The sequence below is a fragment of the Deinococcus sedimenti genome, from assembly GCF_014648135.1.
In the GTDB taxonomy this organism is placed as follows: domain Bacteria; phylum Deinococcota; class Deinococci; order Deinococcales; family Deinococcaceae; genus Deinococcus; species Deinococcus sedimenti.
This window is the reverse complement of record NZ_BMQN01000016.1, coordinates 23,646-45,824: the sequence shown is the minus strand read 5'-3', so window position 1 is coordinate 45,824 and position 22,179 is coordinate 23,646. Positions and strand designations below refer to the sequence as shown.

General features: G+C 71.7%; 24 protein-coding genes and 1 riboswitch. Of the genes, 10 read left to right on the top strand and 14 right to left on the bottom strand.

Features of this window, described 5'->3' with window-relative positions; translation table 11 throughout:
• Positions 1 to 57 precede the first annotated feature (57 nt).
• The 4 genes from IEY69_RS18070 to csaB all read left to right on the top strand — a co-directional run bounded on the left by IEY69_RS18070 (position 58) and on the right by csaB (position 4,683).
• Positions 58 to 1,107: a Glu/Leu/Phe/Val dehydrogenase family protein gene (locus tag IEY69_RS18070; RefSeq protein ID WP_189074540.1), complete on the top strand. Its 1,050-nt coding sequence runs from the start codon at positions 58 to 60 to the stop codon at positions 1,105 to 1,107.
• On the top strand, positions 1,104 to 1,718 hold the full coding sequence (udk, locus tag IEY69_RS18065; protein WP_189074539.1) for a uridine kinase: 615 nt from the start codon (positions 1,104 to 1,106) through the stop codon (positions 1,716 to 1,718). Before IEY69_RS18070 ends, udk begins: the two co-directional genes overlap by 4 nt.
• 137 nt (positions 1,719 to 1,855) lie before the next feature.
• A complete protein-coding gene (locus tag IEY69_RS18060; RefSeq protein WP_373291085.1) occupies positions 1,856 to 3,715 on the top strand; it encodes a DUF5693 family protein in 1,860 nt (619 codons plus the stop codon).
• Positions 3,712 to 4,683: a polysaccharide pyruvyl transferase CsaB gene (gene csaB, locus IEY69_RS18055; RefSeq protein ID WP_189074538.1), complete on the top strand. Its 972-nt coding sequence runs from the start codon at positions 3,712 to 3,714 to the stop codon at positions 4,681 to 4,683. The genes IEY69_RS18060 and csaB overlap by 4 nt, the downstream gene beginning before the upstream one ends.
• A 192-nt stretch (positions 4,684 to 4,875) precedes the next feature.
• Here csaB and IEY69_RS18050 read toward each other — a convergent pair whose 3' ends face one another.
• Together IEY69_RS18050 and IEY69_RS18045 are read right to left on the bottom strand one after the other, a co-directional pair.
• The gene (locus IEY69_RS18050) at positions 4,876 to 5,340 is read right to left on the bottom strand and encodes a PaaI family thioesterase (RefSeq protein WP_189074537.1); all 465 of its coding nucleotides are present in this window, start codon (positions 5,338 to 5,340) and stop codon (positions 4,876 to 4,878) included.
• Positions 5,341 to 5,374: 34 nt separating this feature from the next.
• The gene (locus IEY69_RS18045; protein ID WP_189074536.1) at positions 5,375 to 5,788 is read right to left on the bottom strand and encodes a hypothetical protein; all 414 of its coding nucleotides are present in this window, start codon (positions 5,786 to 5,788) and stop codon (positions 5,375 to 5,377) included.
• A gap of 81 nt (positions 5,789 to 5,869) precedes the next feature.
• On the opposite strand from IEY69_RS18045, the gene surE reads away from it, so the two are divergent.
• A complete protein-coding gene (gene surE, locus IEY69_RS18040) occupies positions 5,870 to 6,643 on the top strand; it encodes a 5'/3'-nucleotidase SurE (protein WP_189074535.1) in 774 nt (257 codons plus the stop codon).
• Between the two features lie 63 nt (positions 6,644 to 6,706).
• Here the strand turns inward: surE and IEY69_RS18035 are convergent, their stop codons facing one another.
• The 5 genes from IEY69_RS18035 to IEY69_RS18015 all read right to left on the bottom strand — a co-directional run bounded on the left by IEY69_RS18035 (position 6,707) and on the right by IEY69_RS18015 (position 10,912).
• Positions 6,707 to 7,897 carry a permease prefix domain 1-containing protein gene (locus tag IEY69_RS18035; protein ID WP_189074534.1) on the bottom strand — a complete coding sequence of 397 codons (1,191 nt, stop codon included), beginning with the start codon at positions 7,895 to 7,897 and terminating at the stop codon, positions 6,707 to 6,709.
• Complete coding sequence (locus IEY69_RS18030) at positions 7,894 to 9,090, bottom strand: permease prefix domain 1-containing protein (protein ID WP_189074533.1); 1,197 nt, start codon at positions 9,088 to 9,090, stop codon at positions 7,894 to 7,896. Before IEY69_RS18030 ends, IEY69_RS18035 begins: the two co-directional genes overlap by 4 nt.
• On the bottom strand, positions 9,087 to 9,416 hold the full coding sequence (locus tag IEY69_RS18025; RefSeq protein ID WP_189074532.1) for a PadR family transcriptional regulator: 330 nt from the start codon (positions 9,414 to 9,416) through the stop codon (positions 9,087 to 9,089). Before IEY69_RS18025 ends, IEY69_RS18030 begins: the two co-directional genes overlap by 4 nt.
• A gap of 100 nt (positions 9,417 to 9,516) precedes the next feature.
• Positions 9,517 to 9,744 (bottom strand): antibiotic biosynthesis monooxygenase family protein, encoded by a 228-nt coding sequence (locus IEY69_RS18020; protein ID WP_189074531.1) that lies wholly within the window; start codon positions 9,742 to 9,744, stop codon positions 9,517 to 9,519.
• Positions 9,745 to 9,877: 133 nt separating this feature from the next.
• Positions 9,878 to 10,912 carry a LysM peptidoglycan-binding domain-containing protein gene (locus IEY69_RS18015; protein ID WP_189074530.1) on the bottom strand — a complete coding sequence of 345 codons (1,035 nt, stop codon included), beginning with the start codon at positions 10,910 to 10,912 and terminating at the stop codon, positions 9,878 to 9,880.
• Positions 10,913 to 10,978: 66 nt separating this feature from the next.
• Between IEY69_RS18015 and truA the strand changes: the two genes are divergently transcribed.
• Positions 10,979 to 11,785 carry a tRNA pseudouridine(38-40) synthase TruA gene (truA, locus tag IEY69_RS18010; protein ID WP_189074529.1) on the top strand — a complete coding sequence of 269 codons (807 nt, stop codon included), beginning with the start codon at positions 10,979 to 10,981 and terminating at the stop codon, positions 11,783 to 11,785.
• Here truA and IEY69_RS18005 read toward each other — a convergent pair.
• Positions 11,755 to 12,438, bottom strand: a complete 684-nt coding sequence (locus IEY69_RS18005) for a class I SAM-dependent methyltransferase (protein WP_189074528.1) — start codon at positions 12,436 to 12,438, stop codon at positions 11,755 to 11,757. The two genes, truA and IEY69_RS18005, sit on opposite strands and share 31 nt — an antisense overlap.
• A gap of 71 nt (positions 12,439 to 12,509) precedes the next feature.
• Here IEY69_RS18005 and IEY69_RS18000 point away from each other — a divergent pair, with 71 nt between their 5' ends.
• Positions 12,510 to 13,061 carry a hypothetical protein gene (locus tag IEY69_RS18000; RefSeq protein ID WP_189074527.1) on the top strand — a complete coding sequence of 184 codons (552 nt, stop codon included), beginning with the start codon at positions 12,510 to 12,512 and terminating at the stop codon, positions 13,059 to 13,061.
• Here IEY69_RS18000 and IEY69_RS17995 read toward each other — a convergent pair.
• Both IEY69_RS17995 and IEY69_RS17990 read right to left on the bottom strand, forming a co-directional pair.
• Entirely contained in the window at positions 13,045 to 14,322 is a 1,278-nt protein-coding gene (locus IEY69_RS17995) for a hypothetical protein (protein ID WP_189074526.1), read from the bottom strand. The two genes, IEY69_RS18000 and IEY69_RS17995, sit on opposite strands and share 17 nt — an antisense overlap.
• A 107-nt stretch (positions 14,323 to 14,429) precedes the next feature.
• Positions 14,430 to 15,278, bottom strand: a complete 849-nt coding sequence (locus tag IEY69_RS17990) for a class I SAM-dependent methyltransferase (protein WP_189074525.1) — start codon at positions 15,276 to 15,278, stop codon at positions 14,430 to 14,432.
• A gap of 80 nt (positions 15,279 to 15,358) precedes the next feature.
• Here IEY69_RS17990 and IEY69_RS17985 point away from each other — a divergent pair, with 80 nt between their 5' ends.
• Entirely contained in the window at positions 15,359 to 16,192 is an 834-nt protein-coding gene (locus tag IEY69_RS17985; RefSeq protein WP_189074524.1) for an alpha/beta fold hydrolase, read from the top strand.
• A gap of 9 nt (positions 16,193 to 16,201) precedes the next feature.
• On the opposite strand, the gene IEY69_RS17980 is transcribed toward IEY69_RS17985, so the two are convergent.
• A complete protein-coding gene (locus IEY69_RS17980; protein WP_189074523.1) occupies positions 16,202 to 17,452 on the bottom strand; it encodes a cytochrome P450 in 1,251 nt (416 codons plus the stop codon).
• 81 nt (positions 17,453 to 17,533) lie between these two features.
• Between IEY69_RS17980 and IEY69_RS17975 the strand changes: the two genes are divergently transcribed.
• On the top strand, positions 17,534 to 18,187 hold the full coding sequence (locus tag IEY69_RS17975; RefSeq protein WP_189074522.1) for a winged helix-turn-helix domain-containing protein: 654 nt from the start codon (positions 17,534 to 17,536) through the stop codon (positions 18,185 to 18,187).
• A gap of 13 nt (positions 18,188 to 18,200) precedes the next feature.
• On the opposite strand, the gene IEY69_RS17970 is transcribed toward IEY69_RS17975, so the two are convergent.
• Entirely contained in the window at positions 18,201 to 19,241 is a 1,041-nt protein-coding gene (locus IEY69_RS17970; RefSeq protein ID WP_189074521.1) for a zinc-dependent alcohol dehydrogenase family protein, read from the bottom strand.
• A 113-nt stretch (positions 19,242 to 19,354) separates the two neighbouring features.
• Positions 19,355 to 20,242, bottom strand: a complete 888-nt coding sequence (gene aguB / locus IEY69_RS17965; protein WP_189074520.1) for an N-carbamoylputrescine amidase — start codon at positions 20,240 to 20,242, stop codon at positions 19,355 to 19,357.
• Positions 20,243 to 20,371: 129 nt separating this feature from the next.
• On the opposite strand from aguB, the gene IEY69_RS17960 reads away from it, so the two are divergent.
• Positions 20,372 to 21,286, top strand: coding sequence for an MBL fold metallo-hydrolase (locus tag IEY69_RS17960; protein WP_189074519.1), 915 nt, complete (start codon positions 20,372 to 20,374; stop codon positions 21,284 to 21,286).
• Between the two features lie 132 nt (positions 21,287 to 21,418).
• On the opposite strand, the gene IEY69_RS17955 is transcribed toward IEY69_RS17960, so the two are convergent.
• Positions 21,419 to 21,805 carry an Ig-like domain-containing protein gene (locus tag IEY69_RS17955; RefSeq protein ID WP_189074518.1) on the bottom strand — a complete coding sequence of 129 codons (387 nt, stop codon included), beginning with the start codon at positions 21,803 to 21,805 and terminating at the stop codon, positions 21,419 to 21,421.
• A 64-nt stretch (positions 21,806 to 21,869) separates the two neighbouring features.
• A riboswitch (cyclic di-GMP riboswitch) is annotated at positions 21,870 to 21,954 on the bottom strand.
• Positions 21,955 to 22,179: the final 225 nt, after the last annotated feature.

Below are 22,179 nucleotides of genomic sequence, written 5' to 3'. Positions count from 1 at the left end.
ACCCCCGCGCTGAGGGCGACCCCGCCCGCCGGGCTTCAGCGCCACAACAGGAGTGATATGCAGATACTTGAGGAGATGCAGTCGCGCGGCCACGAGGCCCTGACGCTGCTTCATCACGCGCCCAGCGGCCTGCGCGCCGCACTGGCCGTGCATTCCACCGTGCTCGGACCCGCCATCGCGGGCGTACGCCTGCGCGAACAGGACGAGGAACTCGCCATCCGCGGCGCGCTCGCGCTGTCCGAGAGCCTGACCCTGAAAGCCGCGCTGGCCGGACTGAACTACGGCGGCGGCGCCTGCGTCCTGATGACGCCCGAGTGCGGCATGGACGACCCGCACGCGCGCGAAGCGCTGTTCCGCGCGCTGGGCCGTCAGGTGCGGCCCATGGAGGCCCGCGTGGTCCTCACCGAGGACATCGGGGTCAGCCCGGCCGACATCGCGTTCGTGGCGCAGGAGACGAACTCCACGCTGGGCATGCACACCGACACCAGCGCCGTCACCGGCTACGGCGTGTACCGCGGCATGAAGGCCGCCGCCCGCTTCGCGCTTGGATCGGAAAGCATGCGCGGCGTGCGCGTTGCCATTCTCGGCGTGGGCGCCGTGGGCCGCACCCTGGCCGCGCACCTGCACCGCGAGGGCGCCCGCCTGACCATCGCCGACGACCGCCCGGAACGCGCCGAGGCGCTCGCCGAGGACCTCGACGGCGTCACCGTGGTCGGCAACCACCAGCTGCTGGACGCGCCGTGCGACATCCTCGCGCCCTGCGGGTACGGCCACTCGATCCGCAGCGTGGACGTGCCCCGCCTGCAGTGCCGCCTGATCGCCGGCGGTGAACACCACCCCCTGACCCGCCGCGGCGAGGACGCCGTGAAGGAAGCCGGAATCGTGTACATGCCCGACTTCGCGATCAACTCCGCGGGCCTGATCGCCGCCGCCACCGGCCTCGACATGAACCAGGCCGCCGAACGCGTCTACCAGACGGTGGGGCGCATCACGGCCGCCGCCGAGCAGTACGGCAAGGCCCCCCACGTCGTCGCGCGCAAGATGGCCGAGCGGCGCATCGCCCTGATCGGCAGCCTCGGCGGTGCCGGCACCTGGAGGCAGGCGTGAGCATCCCCTTCGTGATCGGCGTGGCCGGCGGGTCCGGCAGCGGCAAGACCACCGTCACCCGCCGCGTCGTGGACACCGTCGGGCAGGGCAGCGTGGCCGTCCTGAACCAGGACAACTACTACCGCAACCAGGACGACATTCCCTTCGAGGCGCGCCTGAAGACCAACTACGATCACCCCGCCGCGTTCGACTGGACGCTGCTGCGCCAGCACATCGACGCGCTGCTCTCGGGCGTGCCGATCGACATGCCCGAGTACGACTTCACGCGCCACACCCGCGCCGCGCACACCACCACCGTCCTGCCCGCCCCGGTCGTGGTGCTGGAAGGCTTCTTCGCGCTGTACGACGAGGCGCTGCGCGAACGCATGCACCTGAAGGTCTTCGTGGACGCCGACGCGGACGTACGCTTCATCCGCCGCCTGCTGCGCGACACGCAGGAGCGCGGCCGCACCCCCGAGAGCGTCATCGAGCAGTACCTCGAGTACGTGCGCCCCATGCACCTGAGCTTCGTGGAACCCACCAAACGCTACGCGGACGTGATCATCCCGCACGGCGGCATGAACGAACCCGCGCTGGACATGCTCGCCGCGCGGATCCGCACCACCGTCTGACCTGACCGCGCCCCGCCCCGCTGCCCAGCGACGGGGCGCACTTTTGGCGGACGCCCCGCCTGGGCCGCCGCGGCATGCTCAGCTGTTCCGGCCGCGCCGACCTGCGGTCCGCCCCCCGCCCCCAGCCCGCCTTTAGGATGTGCCCTGTGACCCAGCCCGCTCACCCCACCCCGCCCAACTCGCCGGGCCTGACCGTCCCGGCCCCCTCCCGGCACCCGCTGACCCCGTGGCTGCTGGGCCTGATCCTCCTGAGCGCCCTTCCCGCCCTGATCCTCGCGTTCGGCCGGGTCAGCTACGAGCAGTCCCAGAAGACAGCCGCGCTGGTCATGGACTACCCGGCCCTGGTCACGCAGGCCCGCCGCTTCGGCCGCGACCCGCTGGAGTTGCTGGGCGAGTACCAGCGCAGGGGCGTGAACAGCGTCGCCATCTACGAGGACGTGATCGGGAACCTCGGGCAGCGCGGCGAGGTGTACCTGAAAAGCGGCGCGGATCTGCGCGCCGAGACTGGCGACGCCGCCGTCAGCCCGCGCAACTTCTACCTGCGGTCCCTGAAACCCGGCGTGGCCGAGGCGCTGCCCGCCCGGTACACCATTCCCACCCGGCAGGTGCAGGTCGGCGGGCAGACCTGGACCGAATGGCCCACCGACCCCACCTTCCTGCCGGTCGGGCCCGACCCGGTCCTGATGCAGCAGCTGAAAGCCCGCGGCTTCATGCTGGTCTACCGCCCGTACGCCGACGACGCCGTCCGCGAACCCGGCGCGGACTGGCCCGACGTGCCCTTCATTCTGTTCAACAGCGAGGAAGTCATCGGGGCGCGCACCCCTGAACTGCTCGCCAAGATCAACGACCGCCTGGGCAACCGCGTCCCCGCCCTGATCGAGGCCACCCCTCAGCGCGGCCTGGACACCCTGATCGCCACGCACGGCGCCGCCCGGACCTTCAGCGTGAACCCCGCCTGGCAGCAGCGCCTGGACCCCATCACGCTGGCCAGCAAGTACAACCTCGCCGCGCGGGAACGCAGCATGCGCCTGCTGTACGTCCGCCCCTACCCCACCGTGAACGAGACGAACGACCTGCTGACCCGCACCACGGACCTGCTGAAGAAGTCCGGCGTACAGGTCACGCAGCCCGTCATCGAACCCTTCCACGAGAACACCCTGCTGCGCAGCCTGAGCCTGATCGGCCCGGTCGCCGCACTGCTGCTGCTGGGCCTGAGCTTCCCGCTGATCCGGCTGGGACTGCTGGCCGCCGCCGGGAGCGGCGCGCTGGCCCTGGTCATGAACAAGTTCGACCCCTTTGCCGGCGCGGCGCTGATTGCCGCCGTGACCTTCCCCGCGCTGGGCCTCGTGCTGCGCCGAGCGCGCGTCAGCGACTGGTTCGTCGCGACCGGACTGAGCCTGACCGGCGTGCTGTTCGTCTCCGCGCTGGGCGCCACCAAGGACAGCGTGCTGGGCCTGGAACCCTTCCGCGGCGTGGGCCTGACCCTGCTGCTCCCGCTGCTGCTGGTCGCCGCGAGCTTCCTGCCCCGACAGGACCTGCGCAAGACCATCGCGGACGTGTACCACGCGCCCATCAAGCTGGGCGACATCCTGATCATGGCCGCCGCCGCCGCCGTGTTCGCGCTGGTGTTCCTGCGGCGCGGCAACGCCACCGGCGCCAGCGTCAGCGACACCGAGGCGAAGATCCGCCAGGACCTGCAGGACACCCTGGTCCGCCCCCGCTTCAAGGAGATGGCCGGGCACCCCCTGGGCCTCCTGGGCCTGAGCGGCACGCTCCCCGGGTACTTCGGCGCGCTGCTGATCCTGGGCGGCGTCGTCGGGCAGTCCAGCATCCTGAACACCTTCAGCCACTTCCACACGCCACTGCTGATCAGCGCCCAGCGCTGCTTCCTGGGCCTGGGCATCGGCCTGATCGCCGGTCTGATCGCCATTCAGCTCGTCCGTGCCGCGCTGCACCTGTGGCGCACGTATGGCGGGGCCAGCGAGGTGCGCGCATGAACGTCACCGTCAGCGGCTACTACGGTTTCGGCAACACCGGCGACGAGGCCATCGCACTGGCCATCACCCGCGAACTGCGCAAGTACGGCGCGCGGCCCCTGCTGCTCTCCAACACTCCCGAGGACACCGCCCGCACCTATGACTGCGAGAGTGAAGCCCGCATGCAACCCGCCGCGCTCATCGGCGCGCTCCTGCGCTCGCAGGTGGTCCTGTCCGGCGGCGGCGGCCTGCTGCAGGACAAGACCAGCGCCCGCAACCTCACGTACTACCTGGGCGTCATCCGCCTCGCGAAACTGCTGGGGCGCCGCGTGGTCGTGTTCAACCAGAGCATCGGCCCCCTGACGCCCGATGGGGGTCGCCGCGTCGCCCGCGCGCTGCGCGGCGTGCCCGTCATCGTCCGCGACCGCGGCAGCCTCGACACCCTGGACCACCTGGGCATCCGCGCCGAACTGGGCGGCGACCCCGCCCTGCTGCTGAGCCCCACGCCCGGCCTGACCCGCGACCTGAAACGCGTGATCATCGCCCCGCGCGGCGACGTGACCGACGCCACCGACGCCCTGAAAGACGTCGTGCGACTCCTGCGCGCCGAGGGGCGCCACGTGACCGCCCTGAGCTTCATGCCCGACCACGACGACCAGGCGGCCCACAGCCTCGGCGCGGACGACGTGCTCAGCACCCGCGACCCGCAGGTCGCCCTGGACGCCATCGCCGGGAGCGGCTACGTGATCGGCGTCCGCCTGCACGCGGTCATCCTGGCCGCCGCCAGCGACACGCCCTTCACCGGCGTCGCCTACGACCCCAAGGTGCAGGGCTTCTGCGACGACGCGGGCGCCCCCGCCCACTCCACCCGCCTGAACCCCCAGCAGGTCGCGGACGAGACCCTCAGCCGCCGCCTGCCCGACTGGACCGCCATCGAGGACATGCGCCTGCGCGCCGCGCAGAGCTTCAGCCGCGCCCTGAACGGCTGAGCCCACCACAGACGAGGAGGCCCCCGACGTGATGTCCGGGGGCCTCCCTCATACGGATTCCGTCTGTTTCGTTCACAGATCGGAACACCACCGATCTGCCAACTCCACGCCCGGAACCCGTTTTACTCCTACTCGCGTCCGCTCGGATTGAATAGCTTACAAAGCCGTTCAATCGGAGTTCGTATCAGGCGTTCACGCCCCAAGGGAGATCACGTTACAGGTGCAGCGCGCCATGCTCGTCACGCGGCCCCGCTCGTCGCGGATCTCGATACTCCAGACGAGCACCGTCCGCCCCCGGTACGCCAGGGTGCCCTCGCCCGTCACCCAGCCGTCCGTCACGCCGCGCACGTGCGTGCCGCTCAGGTCCACGCCCACCGCCACCTGCCGCGCCGGGTCCAGGTTCATCCACGACCCCACGCTGGCCAGTTCCTCCGCCAGCGCCAGGTTCGCCCCACCATGCAGCCGCCCGGCCGGCTGGCGGTTGCCGTCCACCGGCATGCGCGCTACGACCCGGTCACGGGACACGGCCGTGAACTCGATGCCCAGCCGCGCGCCCAGAGTGCCGGACAGGGCGTTCATGCGCCCGGCCAGTTCCTCGGGGCTCAGCGTGTCCAGTTCATGCGCGGTCGGGAAGTTCAGGTCCGGGTGCAGCGTCATGCCCACATGCTAGCGCCCGCGCCCACCGCGGCAGTCAGGACAGCGCGCAGCGGTACGTGACGTTCTCCCAGCTGAACTTCAGGCCGAACAGCTTCCAGGTGCCCAGCAGCGCCGAGAACGTCAGGCGCCCCAGCGGCTGCCCCTGCGTCACGTACCGCTGGTAGTGCGGCGCGATCTGCGGCAGGCTGCGGCCCACGCTGAGCACCTCGGCCCCCGCGTCGTTCGTGGCCAGCTGCACCACCTGCCAGCGCATCGGTCCGGCGTCCTCCAGCGTCAACGCCGCCGCCAGCGGCGGCCGGTCCGGCGCGGCACACGCCACGCGCTGCACCACCACCGGCCGACCATCCGGCGCGCGCACCTGCTCCACACGCCCCAGCGCCGGGAAATCACCCGCCGCCAGACCCACCCCCACCCCGCACGCCACGCACGCCAGGACCCGCTGCACCATGCCCCAGCGTACGCCCAGGCATTCCGGATCGCCACACCACCCGCGTGCCCCCCTGACCGGGGGCGCGCTACCCTGACCCGCATGACCTCCCCGCGCCCCCGCGTGCTCGTCGCGAACGACGACGGCATCTTCAGCCCCGGCATCAAGGCCCTCGCCCAGGCCATGAACGCCTTCGCGGACGTCATCGTCAGCGCCCCCGACGTCGAACAGAGCGCCGTCGGGCACGGCATCACCATCCGCCGCCCCCTGCGCTTCAAGCACACCGCCAGCGCCGGATTCGGCGACATCCCCGCGTACCGCGTGGACGGCACGCCCGCCGACTGCATCGTCATGGGCGTCCACCTGACCGGGAAACCCGACCTGGTCGTCAGCGGCATCAACCTCGGCCCGAACCTCGGGGACGACCTCACACACTCGGGCACCGTCGCCGCCGCCATCGAAGGCATGAGCTTCGGCATTCCCGCCATCGCGTTCAGTCAGCGCGCCACGCCCGCCGGAGAGTACGACTTCGCCGCAGGAGCCGCGTACGCCGCCCGACTCGCCCAGACCGTCCTCACCCGCGGCCTGCCCCCGCGAACCCTGCTGAACGTGAACTTCCCCGCCCAGCCCCCCACTGGCGTGCGCGTCACGCGCGTCGGGCAGCACCGCTGGGAGGACACCCTCCTGACCCGCCACGACCCCGAAGGGCGCGAATACCACTGGGTGTCCGGCACCAGCACCGCCCCCGACGCGCACGACCCCGACACCGACTACGGCGCCGTCGAGGCCGGACTGATCAGCGTCACGCCCGTCCGCATCGACCTGACCGCCCGCGACCTGATGAGCGACCTCGCCGCACACATCCCGCAGCTGTAACCTGCTGGAAAGGGGAGCGTGAGCTGCCGCCCACGTCCCCCAGTCAATGAATCAACAGATCCATCAGGGCTGCGCCACGCGCACCTGCGCGGCCGGAACGACGGTCAGCACCGGACGCTGGAGGTTCGCGGTATCCACGCGGTACACCACCGCCGCCTTCACGCCCCGCGCAGTGGCCTGATCGAGTTCCGCCTGCGAGTTCACCAGCCGGATACTGGGGGTCAGTTCGTCCGTGAATGCGATCCGGCCGTTCTGCCGCGCCCTGACCCACAGCGTCTCCGACTGGTCCCCACCGTTGAAGGCCTTCTGATTCAGCCGCCGGATGTTCTGCACCACCGCGAAGACCTCGCCGTCCTGGCCCGGCACCGCCAGTTGAGGGGCAGCGGGGTCGAACGCGAACGTCGAGTCGATAGGCATCACATTCACGGGCAGGGGCAGCGAGGTGTCCGTCCGGCGCGCGTCCGCCAGCCCTGCACCCAGGATGTCCACCGTACGCACCGGGGCCTGCGCGGTGCCGACCGGAATGCGGGCCGCGCCAATGGTCAGCACCGGATTGGTCAATCCGGTGAGGGTGAACGGCTGGGCCGTCACGGAGCGGACGAAGCCTATCAGCACGCGGCTGGGCACGTACCGCTGACCATTGACCAGCTCTGTCATATAGGAGATTTGTGGATTGCCGTCTGGACTTCCCTTGAGCACCAGCGCACTGGTACTGATCGGCGAGGGAGCAGCGTACACCGGCACCTTCGCGGCTGTCATGGCGGCCAGCAGATCCGTGACGTTCAGAAGTGGGAAGAGAAAGGCTCCCTTCTTGCACTGAGCGTTCAGGCCTTCTGGCCCTCCGTACTGGGCGTACACGCGCTGGAGGCGCGCCAGCGCCCCGGGGGGCAGACTGGCGACCTCCTCCGGGCTGAGGACACGGCACTCCTGAAGATCCTGCGTCCGGAACGCCGATCCGACCGCCGGGATCTGCGCGACGGCCTGTACGCCCAGCAGGCCTACCACGCCCAGCAGGAGGGTCGCCCGCAGGGCAGTCGGCGCAGTATGCACGCGGTTCAGGTCACGGGCGATGGCGTGGGGGCTGCCCAGATCGCGCAGCGCGGCCCGTTCGGCGTCGGCAGCACTCAGGCCGCACAGCTGGTGGCGGTAGATCTTGTCCTCGATGGCGCCGCGCAACTCCAGGGCGGCGTCGCGTTTCCTGGTGCCCCACAGGCCGCGCGTGGCGTGGCGGATGAAGAGGTCGGACTGGTTCATGGGCGTGTCACCACCTTGACCTGCGCCGCTGGAACGACGGTCATCACCGGGCGTTGGAGGTTCGCGGTGGTCACGCGGTACACCACCGCCGCCTTCACACCCCGCGCGGTGGCCTGATCGAGTTCCGCCTGCGAGTTCACCAGCCGGATAGTGGGGGTCAGTTCGTCCGTGAACGCGATCCGGCCGTTCTGCCGGACGCGCACCCACAGTGTCTCCGGTGCGTCCGCGCCCCGGCGATCCTCGTTGATCCGCAGGATGTTCTGCACGACCGCGAAGACCTCCCCGTCCTTGCCGGGTACGGCCAGTTGTGGCGCGGCGGGATCGATGGGCTGAGTGGTCGTCATGGGGATCGTCGTCACGGGCAAGGGCAGTGAGGTATCTGTGTGGCGGGCGGCACTCAGGCCGTGGGCCAGGACGTCCACGGTCTGCACCGGGGCGCGGGCCGAGCCGATGGGAACGCGGGCCGAGCCGATGGTCAGCACCGGGTTGGTCTGGCCGGTCAGGGTGAACGGCTGGGTGGTGACGGTCTGCAGGAAGGCGATGAGGAACATGCCGGGCAGGTACCGCTGGCCGCCGATGGTCTCGGTCTGGAAAGAGATCTGGGGAACGCTGCCGTTCGGGCCGCCTTTGAGCAGCAGGGCGCTGCTGGCCGAGGCGTCGGCGTTCACGGGAACCTGCGCGGCTTTCAGGGCGGTCAGCAGGTCGGCGACGTTCAGCAGGGGGCCCAGAGTGGCGAACGCGCCTGCCCGGCACTGCTCGCGCAGGCCCGCCATCCCGCCCACCTGTGCCAGCAGCCGGTCCATGCGGGCGCGCGTGGCGGGTGACTGGTCGGCCATGGCCTGCCCGGTCACGAAATCGCACTGCCGGATGTCCACGTCGTTGGGCATGAACGCCGATCCGACCGCCGGGATCTGCGCGGCGGCCTGGAAGCTCAGCAGCCCGGCGACCCCCAGCAGGAGGGTGGCCCGGATGGCGGCTGGGGCGGTGTGGACGCGGTTCAGGTCGCGGGCGATGGCGTGGGGGCTGCCCAGGTCGCGCAGGGCAGCCCGTTCGGCGTCGGCCGCATCCAGGCCGCACAGCTGATGGCGGTAGATCTTGTCCTCAATGGCGCCGCGCAGTTCCAGGGCCGCGTCGCGCTTGCGGGTGCCCCAGAGGCCGCGGGTGGCGTGGCGGATGAACTGGTCGCGGGTCATGCCGGGCCGCCGATGACGCCGCGCACGGCGCGGGTGAAACGGTCGTATTTGTCGCGCTGGGCGGTCAGTTCGGTCTTGCCGGTGGGGGTAAGGGTGTAGACCTTGACGGGGCTGCCGCCGCGCGGGAGGGTCTGGAATTCGCCCTGGATGAAGCCCTGTTTTTCGAGGCGGTGCAGGGCGGGGTAGAGGGTGCCTTCGCGCATGCTGAAGTAGCCGCCCGTACTTGCCTGGACGTCGGCGATGATCTGGCCGCCGTAGCGGGGGCCGCGTTCCAGGGTGGCGAGGAGGAGGAGGTCGAGGTGACCTTTGAGTTGCTGGGCGTCCATGGGGCTCCTTCCGGGGTCACGCACGGGTGACCTCGCTTGGCGATGCTGGTGGTAGGGGCATCGTAAAGCGAGGGGCATCGGAATGCAAGGGCAACCGTGGTCAGCGGTTCGCCTGCACCTGGAACACCCAGGCGCGCACGCCGTCCGGCAGCGGCACGGGCGGCACCTCGTCCGCCCAGCGGCTCGCCACCAGCGTCAACTCCGGCTGCGCGGGGGAGAGGAGCAATTCCGCGCCCAGGAACCCCGGCCGGCCCGGCAGGGCGTCCAGGAAGGCATGCAGGGCCGCGCGGGCCTCCTCGCCCTTCCCCTCGGCGTAGTGGACCTGCATCAGGTGTCCCCCTGACCGGATTCATCCGACTCCCGGACCTCTGGAAGAGCACCAGAGTCCCGTCCATCTCCTGAATGCCGGTCTTGCCTGTGACTCCCGCCGGTCGGGTTCGCCTTCGGCTCACCGCAGGGCATCAGTACAGACTCAGCGGGTCGCGCGGATCCCAGCGGAGGTACGTGCCGAAGTGCAGGTGCGTGCCCGTGCTGCGGCCCGTGTTCCCCACCCGCCCGACCGGCTGCCCCTGCATGACCAGCTCCCCGGGTTTCACGAGCGTGGCGCTCAGGTGCGCGTAGCGGGTGATCCAGCCGTCCGGATGTTCCAGCACGACCGTCCAGCCCCAGCCCCGCTCGAAGTCCGCGCGGGATTCCAGTACGCGGCCTGACCGGGCGGCCAGGACCGGCGTGCCGTGCGGCGCGACGATGTCCACGCCGTAGTGCATCTCGGGTCCCTCGTCCAGCACGCGCTCGCCGTAATCGCTGCTGATCGCGTGGTACCCCGGCAGCGGCCATGCCCAGCGGCCCACGCGGGTGCCGGTGGCCCGGACGGTCACCGCGCGTGAGGCCGTCGCGGTGCGCGGCGGGATGACCAGCGGCGCGCCCGCCCACACCGCCTTTCCACCCCGGTACTGCGGGTTGGCGTTCACGAGTTGCGTGACGCTCAGGCCGAAGCGGCGCGCGATCACCGTGAGGTTCTCGCCGTCCTTCACGGTGTACGTCCCCGCCTTCACGGGCGCAGCGGCCCGCGGGGCGGAGGAGGTGGGGACCGTCAGCACCCACCCGGCCTGCACGGCATCCGAGGACTTCAGGCGTGGATTCGCGGCCCGCAGGCTCGCCACGCTGACGCCCGTCCGCACGGCGATGCCACTCAGGGTGTCCCCGGCCCGGACGGTGTACGTCCCTGCCTTCACGGGCGCAGTGGCGCGCGGGGCGGAGGTGGGAACCGTCAGCTCCCACCCGGCCTGCACGGCATCCGAGGACTTCAGGCGTGGATTCGCGGTCCGCAGGGCCGCCACGCTGACGCCCGTCCGCACGGCGATCCCGCTCAGGGTATCCCCGGCCTTCACGCGGTACGACCCGGCGCCCGCCACGCCCGTCAGTCCTGCCGTCAGCACCGCGCCCAGCAGCGCCGCCCGGCCCCAGCTCGCCCCGCCCCACATCCGCACGCCCATTGGCGCGCAGCATACCCGCCCGCCCCCGCCCGGGCCGTGAGAAAGCCTGCGCTACCCTGTGGGGGCATGACCGAGCCTGCCGACCCGCGACCGGACTACCAGCCGCCCGCCGGGCACCGCCGCCTGCACCTGACCGTCGCGTGGGACGGCGCGCCCTTCGCCGGGTGGCAGTCCCAGCCGGGCCTGCCGAGCGTGCAGGACACCCTCCACGCCGCGTTCACGGCATTGAACACGGCGGCGTTCCGCCCGGTCGCGGCAGGCCGCACCGACGCCGGCGTGCACGCCGAAGCCATGCCCGCCCACGTGGACGTCCCCGACACCTTCCGGGTGCCCACCGCGAAACTCGCCCGCGCGCTGAACGCCCACCTGCCGCCCACCGTGGCGGTCCTGCACGCCGCCGAAGCGCCCGCCGGGTTCCACGCGCGCTTCTCCTGCACCGAACGGCAGTACGTGTACCGCCTGCTGGCCGCCCCGCAGCGGCACCCGCTGTGGCACGGGCGCGCCCTGCACGTCCCCCATCCGCTGGACGCGGACGCCATGAACGCCGCCGCCGCCGCCCTGACCGGTACGCACGACTTCGCGGCGTTCGCCACGCAGGAGGACCGCCAGACGGTGCGCGAACTGCGGGTGCTGCGCGTGCAGCCCGGCCCACTGATCTGGGAGATCCACGTGCACGGCGAGAGCTTCCTGCGGCACATGGTCCGCGGACTGGTCGGCACGCTGCTGCTGGCCGGGCAGGGCCGCCTGACCCCCGCGCAGGCCGGTGACATCCTCCACTCGCGGCAGCGGTCCCAGGCGGGCGCGAACGTCCCCGCGCACGGCCTCTCATTCACCGGGGCGCGCTACGAGAGATTCGAGGCCAGCACCACGTAGCGTTCCTCGCGGTAGGGGAGGCCGTCCGGCCCCGCGTGCACGTCCCATTCGGGGAGGCGCTCCGGCGCGTTCATCCACTCGCAACGGGTCACCCAGTCCGCCCGCGTGGGCACGCGCGCCCTCACGCTGATCCGCCACTCGCCCCGCACCTCCCAGCCCACCGCCGCCAGCCGACCGGGCACCTGCGGGACGTCCAGGCGCGGCCCGACGTATAAAAACTCTGCGCCCGGCGCCGCGAGTTCCGGCAGGCGCAGGATTACCGACGTCGGCCCCCGGCGCGACACGATCAGGTCGAACGGGCCCCGCAGTCCGGGGGGCACCTCGCCCTTCGCGTTCCACTCGTGAATGTCCGCGTGCGGGGCGTTCACACGCGCCTGCGCCACCAGTTCCGGCACCATGTCGAACGCGGCCCAGCGCCCCACCCCGGATGCGAAGCGCGCCGCGTCCGGTCCGTGCCCGCACCCGGCCTCCAGTACCCTGACCGCTGGCACCCGCACACCCGGCCCCAGCCGCTCCGTGAGCAGCGCATCGAAGGTCAACTCCGGATCCGGGCCGTCCAGCACCCGCGCCCACGGGTGACGGTACCCGCCCAGCTCACGCGCCAGCCGCGCGTACCACTCCCTGGAATGCGGCTTCAGCGGCTCGGTGTTCATCCGTCCAGCGTGACACGAGCATCAAGACTTCACCTGCGCCAACTGGCCTGCCCGCCCGCTACCCTGACCCCATGGCTCCCGACTGGCGCGCGTTCCCCGGTCCCCTGCCGCAGCGGGACGGGAATCAGGCCGTGTGGCGCGGCGGACTGGTCGGCTGCGGCGCCCTGAGTGCCGCGTGCCTGCTGCGCCACCACGCCGCGCCACTGGGCGTGCCCCTGCCCGACCGGGACGCCCTGGCCGAGGAACTGGCCGTCGCGCAGGGCGCGTTCCGGCTGCCGCTCCCGCAGGGACCGCGCGCCACGTGGCCATGGGCGTGGCTGAGCGGCCTGAACGCCTACCTGGCTGGGCAGCACCTGCCCCTGCGCGCCCGTGGACGCTGGGGCCTGCACCTGCACGCCCCCCTGACCGCACACCTGGACCGCCTGTTCAGCGCGGGCCTGCCTGTCATCGGCTTCGAATTCAGCGCCCGCGAACAGCACTACGGGCTGCTCAGCGCCTACGCCCCCGGCCCGGAGCTCCCCGCGCGACTGCATGTGGACGGCAGCACCATGCACCTCGCCCCCCGCACCGGGCTGGGCGGCGTGTTCTGGATCGAGGTGGCCCCGGTCAATTCAGCGTCTTGACCCGGAAGGTCAACGTTGCCTGCCCCTGTGCGGGCACCTGCGCCGTCCGCGTCACAGTGACCTGCCCGGCCTGCACCGCCCCACCGTCTACCACCACGCTGCGCCCGTACACCTGCTCCCGCACGGTCACGCGCAGCCCCGCGCTCTTGCGGCTCGTGAACGTGTACGTCACCTGCCACGTCACGCTGAGCACCTGCCCAGACGAGCCCTTCTCCAGAGAGAGGCGCTGTACGCGCTTCACGTACCGCAGGTCCGGGTCCCCCCCCAGATCCAGATCGACCGGCGCGCCCGCCTGAGCGGCAGGCAGGGTGACACTGCCGATCAGCAGGTCACCCTCCCTCACATCCACCACCCCGGCGGGCAGCGACAGGGACGGCGTGAACTTGTACCTCCGGTTCACCTGCCCCGACGATCCCGCCCCGTTCAGGTATGACTGCACGCTGCCGTAGGGCGTGAACGCACTCACCTGCGGGTTCAGGAACGGCACGGTTCGCCGTTCTCCCCGCCCGACCGTCAGGCCGCCCGGCAGCGCGTAGCGTTGCAGCCCACGCACCTCGCCCACGTTGACGATGCTGTTCGCCAGGGGCACTGAGCCTGCGATGCCGGGGATGACGGCCACCGCCATGGGAGAGGCGGACTGTTGCTCGCTCATGACCGTGCCGATTGCCCCTGCACTCTGCCGCACGGTGCCGCCGAACAGGTCGGCCCGCCCGGCCGTGAACACCTGATCGCTGCGGTTCGTGATCTGCGCCAGCGCCGCCAGCGTCACGGCCTGCCCCACCCGCAACTCGTAGCGGGGCGCCCACGACAGCGCCGCCGTGCGGTAACTCAGCTGCGCGCCCGCCGGGAGGGGCCCCTCTGAGCGGAACGTCACGCCGCCCCGCTCCGGCGGACGCGACCCGAACGACAGGTCAGCCAGGGCCGCGTGAACGAACCCGCCGCCCTCCAGGCGAAGCAGCAGGTCACCGGCGCGTTCCAGCGTCGCGGCCTGCGGCGGCTGACCGGCGGGCCGCCACGTCACGGGCTGTCCCTCCTGCGCGCGCAGCCACTCCAGTTCCGTGGGCTGCACCGAGAACGGCACGGGCGCCGCCCCCAGCACGCTCAGACTGTCCGGCTGAATCCAGCGCCACTGCGCCCACTCGAACGCCACGGGCGCGGCCGTGAGAGGCTGACGCACCTCCGCGAACGTGGGGTACACGCGCAGGTCGGCAGCCAGCGCCGCGCCGGTCAGCAGCAGCAGGGTCGTGACGATTCGGTTCATGCGGCACACCTCGCGGAGCAGATCATGCCGCCATCCTGTCAGGTGCGTCCGCGCGGCGCCGCCACAGATGCCCACCCGGCCCCCAAGACAGGCTTTCACCTCGCCCCTCACTCCCCCCGCACTCCGGCGGCCAGCAGGTGCGGGCTGATGCCCAGCAGCGCCGGGTCGCGTTCGGTCAGGCGCAGGGCGCGCAGGATGCCCTCGCGCCGCTCCGGGTCGCGCATGGCGGCGTCCGGGTCGCGCAGCAGCGCGGCGGGGCCCTCGACGGCGTACACGCTCACGTCCCGGAAGCCCGCGCCCGTCAGTTCCCCGGCCAGTTCGTGGGGGTGGTGGAAGTACGCGTCCGTGAAGTGCCCGCGCCGCTGTTCGGGGTTGCGGTGCACGCCGGTGCGGTACGTGTGCTCGCGGATGGGCCGGGCGTACGCCTCGTCCAGCGCGCTGTCCTCTTTCGTGAAGTCCCCGGCGATGTCGGCGGCGCGGGTGATCGCGGCGGCCAGCACCACCCCGCCGGGCCGCAGGACGCGCGCCGCCTCCGCCAGCGCGCGGGCCCGGTCGCGCGGGTCGGTCAGGTGGTACAGCGGCCCCAGCAGCAGCGCCGCGTCCACACTGCCGTCCGGGTAGGGCAGCGTGCGGGCGTCGCCCAGCGCCACGGACCCCAGGCGGTCCAGGGTCGGGTCCACCCGCAACCGCGCCACGTGCCCCGGCATGGCGTCCAGGGCGTGCACCTCGTACCCGGCGGTCAGCAGTTCCCGCGCGTACACGCCGGTCCCCGCGCCGATGTCCGCGATCACGGCCGGGCAGGGCGGCAGCAGCAGGCCCAGCAGTTCCAGCGTCCGGGTGAACTCGATCAGGCCCAGCCCGCGGCTCAGGCGGTCATGCTCACGGTCCTGCGCGTAGTACGTGCCGATCCCCGCGTGCGCGCCGCCCTGACCGCTGCCGTTCCCTGCGTCCGTCATGCCCCAGCGTACGGACGGGCCGTCAGGGGAGCATCCGCCGGATGGCTCAGTCCCGAGCGGTGGGGGGTACGCTGCGCCGCATGACCCGAACCCACGTGATCTCCACGCCGACCGGAGCGGTGCAGACGCACGCCCTCGCGGCACCCGCCGCCGGGCGGCCCACGCTGGTGCTCCTGAGCGGCATGGGCGTCCCCGCCTCCTCGTGGTTCACGGCGCAGGACGATCCCCACCTGGCCGGGATGATGCGCGAGCCCGTCTTCCTGGGGACGGGCGTGAACGACCTGACCGGCGTGCTCGCCTACGACCGGGCGGGGCAGGGAAGCAGCGCGCCCCCGGCTGGCCCCAGGGGTCTGGACGACGCCGTAGTGGAACTGGAGGCGGTGCTCGCGGCCTGCGTGTCCGGCCCGGTCGTGCTGCTGGGGCACTCGCTGGGCGGGCTCGTCGCGTTCGAGTTCGCGCGGCGCGACCCGGCGCGGGTGGCGGGACTGGTCCTGCTCGACAGTTCCCACCCAGGTCAGGCGCGGCGGCTGGACGCGGTCCGCACGCCGGGCCAGCGGGCGGCGCAGCGTGAACTGGAGCAGGAGATCCGCGAGGGGCACCCGGAACGCTGGGACTTCCCCCGGGTGTTCACCGGGAGCCGCGAGGTCACGGGGGCCCTGGCGGATCTGCCGCTGCTGGTCGTCTCGCGCGGGCAGCCGTTCCTCCCGGAGCACCTCACCCTCGACGAGCGTGACCCGTTCACGCCCGCGCAGGCCGAGGTATTCACGCGCGAGTGGGCGGCCCTGCAGGCGGAACTGGCCGCCGCCTCCACCCGCAGCCGTCACGTGGTGGCGGCCGGGAGCGGGCACTACCCGCACTTCGACGAGCCCCGGCTGGTCCTGCGGGAACTGCGGGCGTTCCTCGCGCAGAGGTAAGGGGCTGCGTCAGCCCAGCTGGACGCGCAGTTCTTTCGGGCCGCGCAGGACGAGGTTCGCCTTGAACGGGGGGTGCGGGTCGGTGACGCGCAGGGCGGGGAAGCGGGTGGCGAGGGCGGCGAAGACCTCCGCGATTTCCAGGCGGGCGAGGGGCGCGCCCAGGCAGTAGTGCGCGCCCGCCGCGAAGGCGAGGTGCCGGGCGCTGTTCGGTCGGTCCCAGTCGAGGCGGTCCGGGTGGGGGAAGACGTCGGGGTCGCGGTTCGCGGCGGCCAGCATGGTCTGCACGTGCGTACCCGCGTTCAGTGTGACCGTCTGGCCTCCGCTGGTGGGCAGCGTGACGGTGTCGGCCAGGGTGCGCCCGTCGAGCTGCACGGGCGACACGACGCGCAGCAGTTCGTCGGGGACGTTCGGGTGGTCCGGGCGGGCGACCAGGGCCGCCCAGGCGTCCGGCTGGCGGTGCAGTTCGAGCAGTGCGCCGGGGATGAGGTTGCTGGTCGTCTCGTGCCCCGCCGCGAGCAGCAGGACGGCGTTCGCGAGGAGTTCGTCGCTGCTGAGGCGTTCCCCACCGTCCTCAGCGGCGGCCAGGGCGCTCAGGAGGCCCGGTTGCGGGTGGGCGCGCAGGTCGTCCGCCAGCGTGCGGAAGTACCCGCGCATCTCCTGCGCGTCCGCTTCCAGGCGGGCCATCAGTTCGGGGCTGCCGGTTTCCCCGGCGAGCAGGTCGGCGACGCTCTGCGTCCAGCGGATGAATTTCGCCTCGTCCTCGCCGCGCAGGCCCAGCATGTGCATGATCACGCGCGCGGGCAGCGGCGCGGCCAGTCCGGCCACCAGGTCCACCTCCCGGTCCGTGGGCAGGGCGTCCAGCAGGGTGTTCACCTGCGCGCGGATCAGGTCGCGCTGCTCGGCGACGACGCGCGGCGTGAACGCGGCCTGCACCAGTCCCCGCAGCCGCGCGTGCGACACGCCGTTGTGGAACAGCATCATGGGTTGCAGCAGCCGCAGGCTGGCCGTGTCGGCGGGCACCTGCGAGATGATCGCCCCGCTGCGCGCCGCCGGGGAGCGCAGCACCGCGCTGTTCAGTGCGTGCGACGTGGCGAACGCCGCGCCCCACCCGACCGGACTGACCACGCCCGACGGGTCAAGCCCGCGGATCGCCTCGTACGTGGGGTGCGGGTCGCGGGCGGTGTCCGGGTGCATCAGGGCCTGCACGGTCGCCTGCACACGCTGCTGCTCTGCACTCAGGGTCGGCATGGGAGTGGTCATGCCTCAGGGTGCCCACGCCTCTACTCGACCTGCAAGACAGAACGTCGAGTAGACCCAGCGCGGGCGCGGTACGCTGCGCGCATGCCGCGAACCTGGACGCGCCTGGACGAGCCGGGTGGCGTGCGGCTCGTCCTGCACCCCGACTACTCGCACCTCCTGGCCCTGCTGATGACCCGCGAGTGGACCGCCACCGAACTCGCCCGGCACCTGCACCGCCCCCTGAACGCCACGCACCACCGCCTCACCCGACTGAAACGCGCCGGGCTGGCCGTCACGCGCGCCGAACCCCGCCGGGGCCGCCCCGTGCAGCACTACCGCGCCGTCTCCGACGCGTTCCTGATCCCCTACCACCGCACGGGCCTGGGCAGTCTGGAGGACCTGATCGGCCTGCACGAGGACACCTTCAACGCGGTCTTTCACCGCGCGGTCGTGCAGGCGGGCCTGCCGCTCGTGCAGCGCGAGGAGGACATCGCCGTGCGCCTGTACACCACGCCCGGCGGCACCCTGATGGACATCACGCCCCGCGCCGGAAGCTTCGACCTGCTCGACCTGCTGCACGACGACGCCCCGGTCCTGACCGCCAACTGGGGCGTCCTGCACCTCACCCGCGACGAAGCCAAGGCCCTGCAACGCGACCTGCAGGCCCTCCTGACCCGCTACGGCGCGCGCGGCGGCCCCGACGCGTACCTGTACCGCCTGAACCTCGCCCCGGCCAGCGGCGCAGAGGACCTCTGACAACAGTGGGCTGTCAGAAGCGGTCGATGACGCTCACGCCCGTCCCGGCGAAGCGGTCCATGGTCACCAGCGCCTCGATCCCCTCGGCCAGCGTGAGGCGCGCGCCGATCAGCTCGGCGGGGCGCAACTGCCCGGACTCGATCAGGCCCAGCATCTCGGGGTAGGTGTGGGCGGCCATGCCGTGACTGCCGTAGAGCTCCAGTTCACGGGCGATCACGGCGTCCATCGGCAGGGCCGGGCGGCTCTGGTCGCCCAGCAGCAGGCCCACCTGCACGTGCCGTCCGCGGCGGCGCAGGTTCGCCACCGAGTTGAACGCCGTCTGCGGGTGCCCCAGCGCGTCCAGCGACACGTGCGCGCCGCCCCCCGTGTGATCCAGCACGGCCTGCACGGGGTCGGGCACGAGGCGGCTGTTCACGGTGACCTCCGCGCCCAGCTCGCGCGCGCGGGTCAGTTTCGCGTCGTCGATGTCCACCGCGATCACGCGCGCCCCCAGCGCCCGGCCGATCATCACGGCGGACAGGCCCACGCCGCCGCAGCCGTGCACGGCCAGCCACTCGCCGCCCCGCACGCGGCCCTGCTGCGCCACCGCCCGGAACGACGTGGCGAAGCGGCAGCCCAGGCTGGCGGCCGTCACGAAATCCAGGCTGTCCGGCAGGCGCACCAGGTTCTGCTCGGCGTAGTGGATGCCCACGAACGGCGCGAACGATCCCCAGTGCGTGAATCCCGGCTGGAACTGCCGTTCGCACACCTGCTGGTGCCCGGCGCGGCACTCCGCGCAGCGGCCGCAGCCGGCCACGAACGGCAGCGTCACGCGGTCCCCGGGCCGCCACGAGCGGACGTCCGCGCCGACCGCGACGACCGTCCCCGCGATCTCGTGACCGGGCACGTGCGGCAGGCGGATGTCGGGGTCGTGGCCCATCCAGCCGTGCCAGTCGCTGCGGCACACGCCGGTCGCGCCGACCTCCAGCACCACGCCGTCCGGGATGGGCACCGGGTCCGGGACCGTGCGGAGCTCGGGGCGGATCTGGAACTGCTCGTACACGGCGGCGCGCATACTCGCACGCTACCAGCGGTCCGGGCCGGGCGGCCCGGGGGTGAATGGACAGCGGAGTGAATGGACAGCGGGACGTGGCCAGTCCGGCGCGTCCCACTGACCGGTACGGGGGCTCAGCCGCGCCGGGTGACGCCGTCGGTCGTCAGGAGGGGGCCGTACAGTTCGGGGCGGCGGTCGCGGAAGAAACCCATGCCCGCGCGGAACTTGCGGGCTTCACGCAGGTTCAGGGTGTGCAGGAGGGGGCCTTCCTCGGTGTCGCCGAACTCCGCGACCAGCTCGCCGGTGTAGTCGCTGATGAAGGTGTGCCCGTAGTACGTCTGCTCGAGGTCCCCGACGCGTTCGGTGCCGATGCGGTTCGCGGCGGCGACGTACGTGCTGTTGCTGACGGCGTGCCCGATCATGGCCCGCTGCCACATGTGGTGACTGTTGGGGGATTCCACCTCGGCGGGTTCAGACCCGATCGCGGTGGGGTACAGCAGGAAGTCCGCGCCCTGCAGCATCATCACGCGGGCGGTTTCGGGGTACCACTGGTCCCAGCAGATGCCGACGCCCACGCGCCCGAAGCGGGTGTCCCACACTTTGAAGCCGGTGTCGCCGGGGTTGAAGTAGTACTTCTCCTCGTAGCCGGGCCCGTCGGGGATGTGCGTCTTGCGGTAGTTGCCGAGCAGCGTGCCGTCGGCGTCGATGCACACGAGGCTGTTGTAGTGTGCCTGCCCGGCCTTCTCGAAGTACGACAGGGGCAGCACCACGCCCAGTTCGCGGGCCAGTTCCTGGAAGCGGCCCACGAACGGGTGGCCTTCCAGTGGGTGGGCGAGGTCGAAGTACTCCTCGCGTTCCACCTGGCAGAAGTACAGGTTCTCGAACAGTTCGGGCAGCAGGATCACCTGCGCGCCCTGCGCGGCCGCGTCACGCACGTGCGAGGCGGCGCGGCTGACGTTGTCTTCCAGCTGATCGGTGACGTGCATCTGCACGACGGCCAACTTCACGGTCTCGGGGCTCATGACCCCCACGCTACCGGATGCCCCGGCGGGGAATGGTGCGCGCCAACGGTTCGTGAACCCGGCCCGACGTGCACCACGCCGCCCAGGCAGGTCCGGGCCGGGGCGGCCACGGTCGGCGCAGAATGCCGTGTGCCCCAGTCCTTCATTCAGCCCACCCCGGTCGCCCCGTTGACCCCCGATCAGTTCACGGTGGTCCTGCTGGGTACCGGAACGCCCCGCGCCTACCCCGGCGCCGCCAAACCGGCCGTCGCGGTCGTGGCCGGGGGGCAGATCCTGCTGTTCGACTGCGGCGGCGACACCACCCGGCAGCTGATCGAGTCGGGGCTCATGCCGCAGCGCGTGCGGGACGTCTTCTTCACGCATCACCACTACGACCACAATGCAGGCTTCCCGGACCTGTTCATCAGCAGCTGGCGCACCCACGTGGGCGTCATCCAGGGTCGGTCTCAGCCCATGCGGGTGTACGGGCCCAGCCGCACCCGCGACATCATCGGGACGTTCCATGACGCGCTCGCGTACGACCGGGAACTCCGCGTGGCGTACAACAGGTCCGAAGCGGCAGGTGCCGAGGTGGAGTACACCGAACGCAATGCTGGCCTGATGTTCGACGAGGGCGGCGTGCAGGTCACGGCCTTCGAGGTCGATCACCGTCCCGTGACGCCCGCCCTCGGGTACCGCATCGAGTTCGGTGGGCGGCGCGTCGTGATCAGCGGCGACACGCGCCCCGTGGCCGCCACCGCGCAGCACGCCTGGCAGGCCGACCTGCTGATTCATGACGCCTATCAGCCGCAGTGGCTGGCGGACCTCGCCCGGGAGAATCCCGAGCAGGCCGTGCAGGTCACCAACCCGGCCAAGTACCACACCACCACCCTGGAAGCGGCGCAGCTGGCCCGGGACGCTCAGGTCCGGCACCTGGTGCTGACCCACCACATTCCGGTGCCGCAGGCGACGCCCGCAGCTGAAGCGGCGTATACCGCCGGAATGGCGGAGCTGTACCCAGGGCGCATCACGGTCGGGCGGGACCTGATGCGCTTCGACCTGTAGGTACCGGCAGGAGGTGCGGGCAGGCGGGGCCGTTCCGAGCTGCGGGCGGAGGGTCGGCCAGAATCGTCTCGTCCGGGGGGTGCGGGTCAGAGCCGCGCGGCTGCCGGATGGGGGATGTCGAGGCCGCCGGGCCTACTGACCGATGTTCACGTGGAACGTCTGGGTCTGTTCGGTGACGTTCTGCGCCTGGTCGTACACGCGGACGGTGACCTTGTGCTCGCCGTTGCTGCTCGCCTCGAAGTACTTCGCGTAGGAGTTGTACGCGGTCGGGTCGTCCACGAAGGTTTCCCCGTCGATCAGCAGGACCACGCGGGACACGGTGGTGTTGTCCTGGGTGGCCAGGCGGAAGAACACGTTGCCCTTCTCCTTCAGCGTCTGGGGGCTCATCACCATGGAGACCTTGGGGGCCTGCGTGTCCACGCGGGTGCCGGTGGACTGCGCGGTGGTGCTGGGGGTGGAGGGACCGCCGCAGCTGGTGGCCAGCACGGCAACAAGGGCAGAGAGCAGGAATGCACGCATGGAGAACTCCTCCTGCGACGTCGTCGCAGTTGGTGGGTCCAACCTCCAGCTCAGGCTGAAGGCATGGTCGAAAAGCCGGTCGCACCACTGGCTCCACGTGTCCCAGGTGCCCGCATACAGGACCACGCTTCAACGCCTCTTCTCGCCCGTTGTTTCCCGTAGCGAGTGAAGTCATGATGCCTGCGTGCGCCCTTCGGGCCTGTCACACCTGCATGCATGAACCGCGCCTAAGCGGTCTCCTCAAGGGCCGCTGAAGGCCGCGCGCGACCCTCCCCCCACCCCCCCGGGGGGCGTGGCGGTACTCGAATGCGGCTGGCACGCTGCGCAGCGTGCGGCCCGGTGCAGATCCGGAGGGTGTGAAGCATGAGAACCCC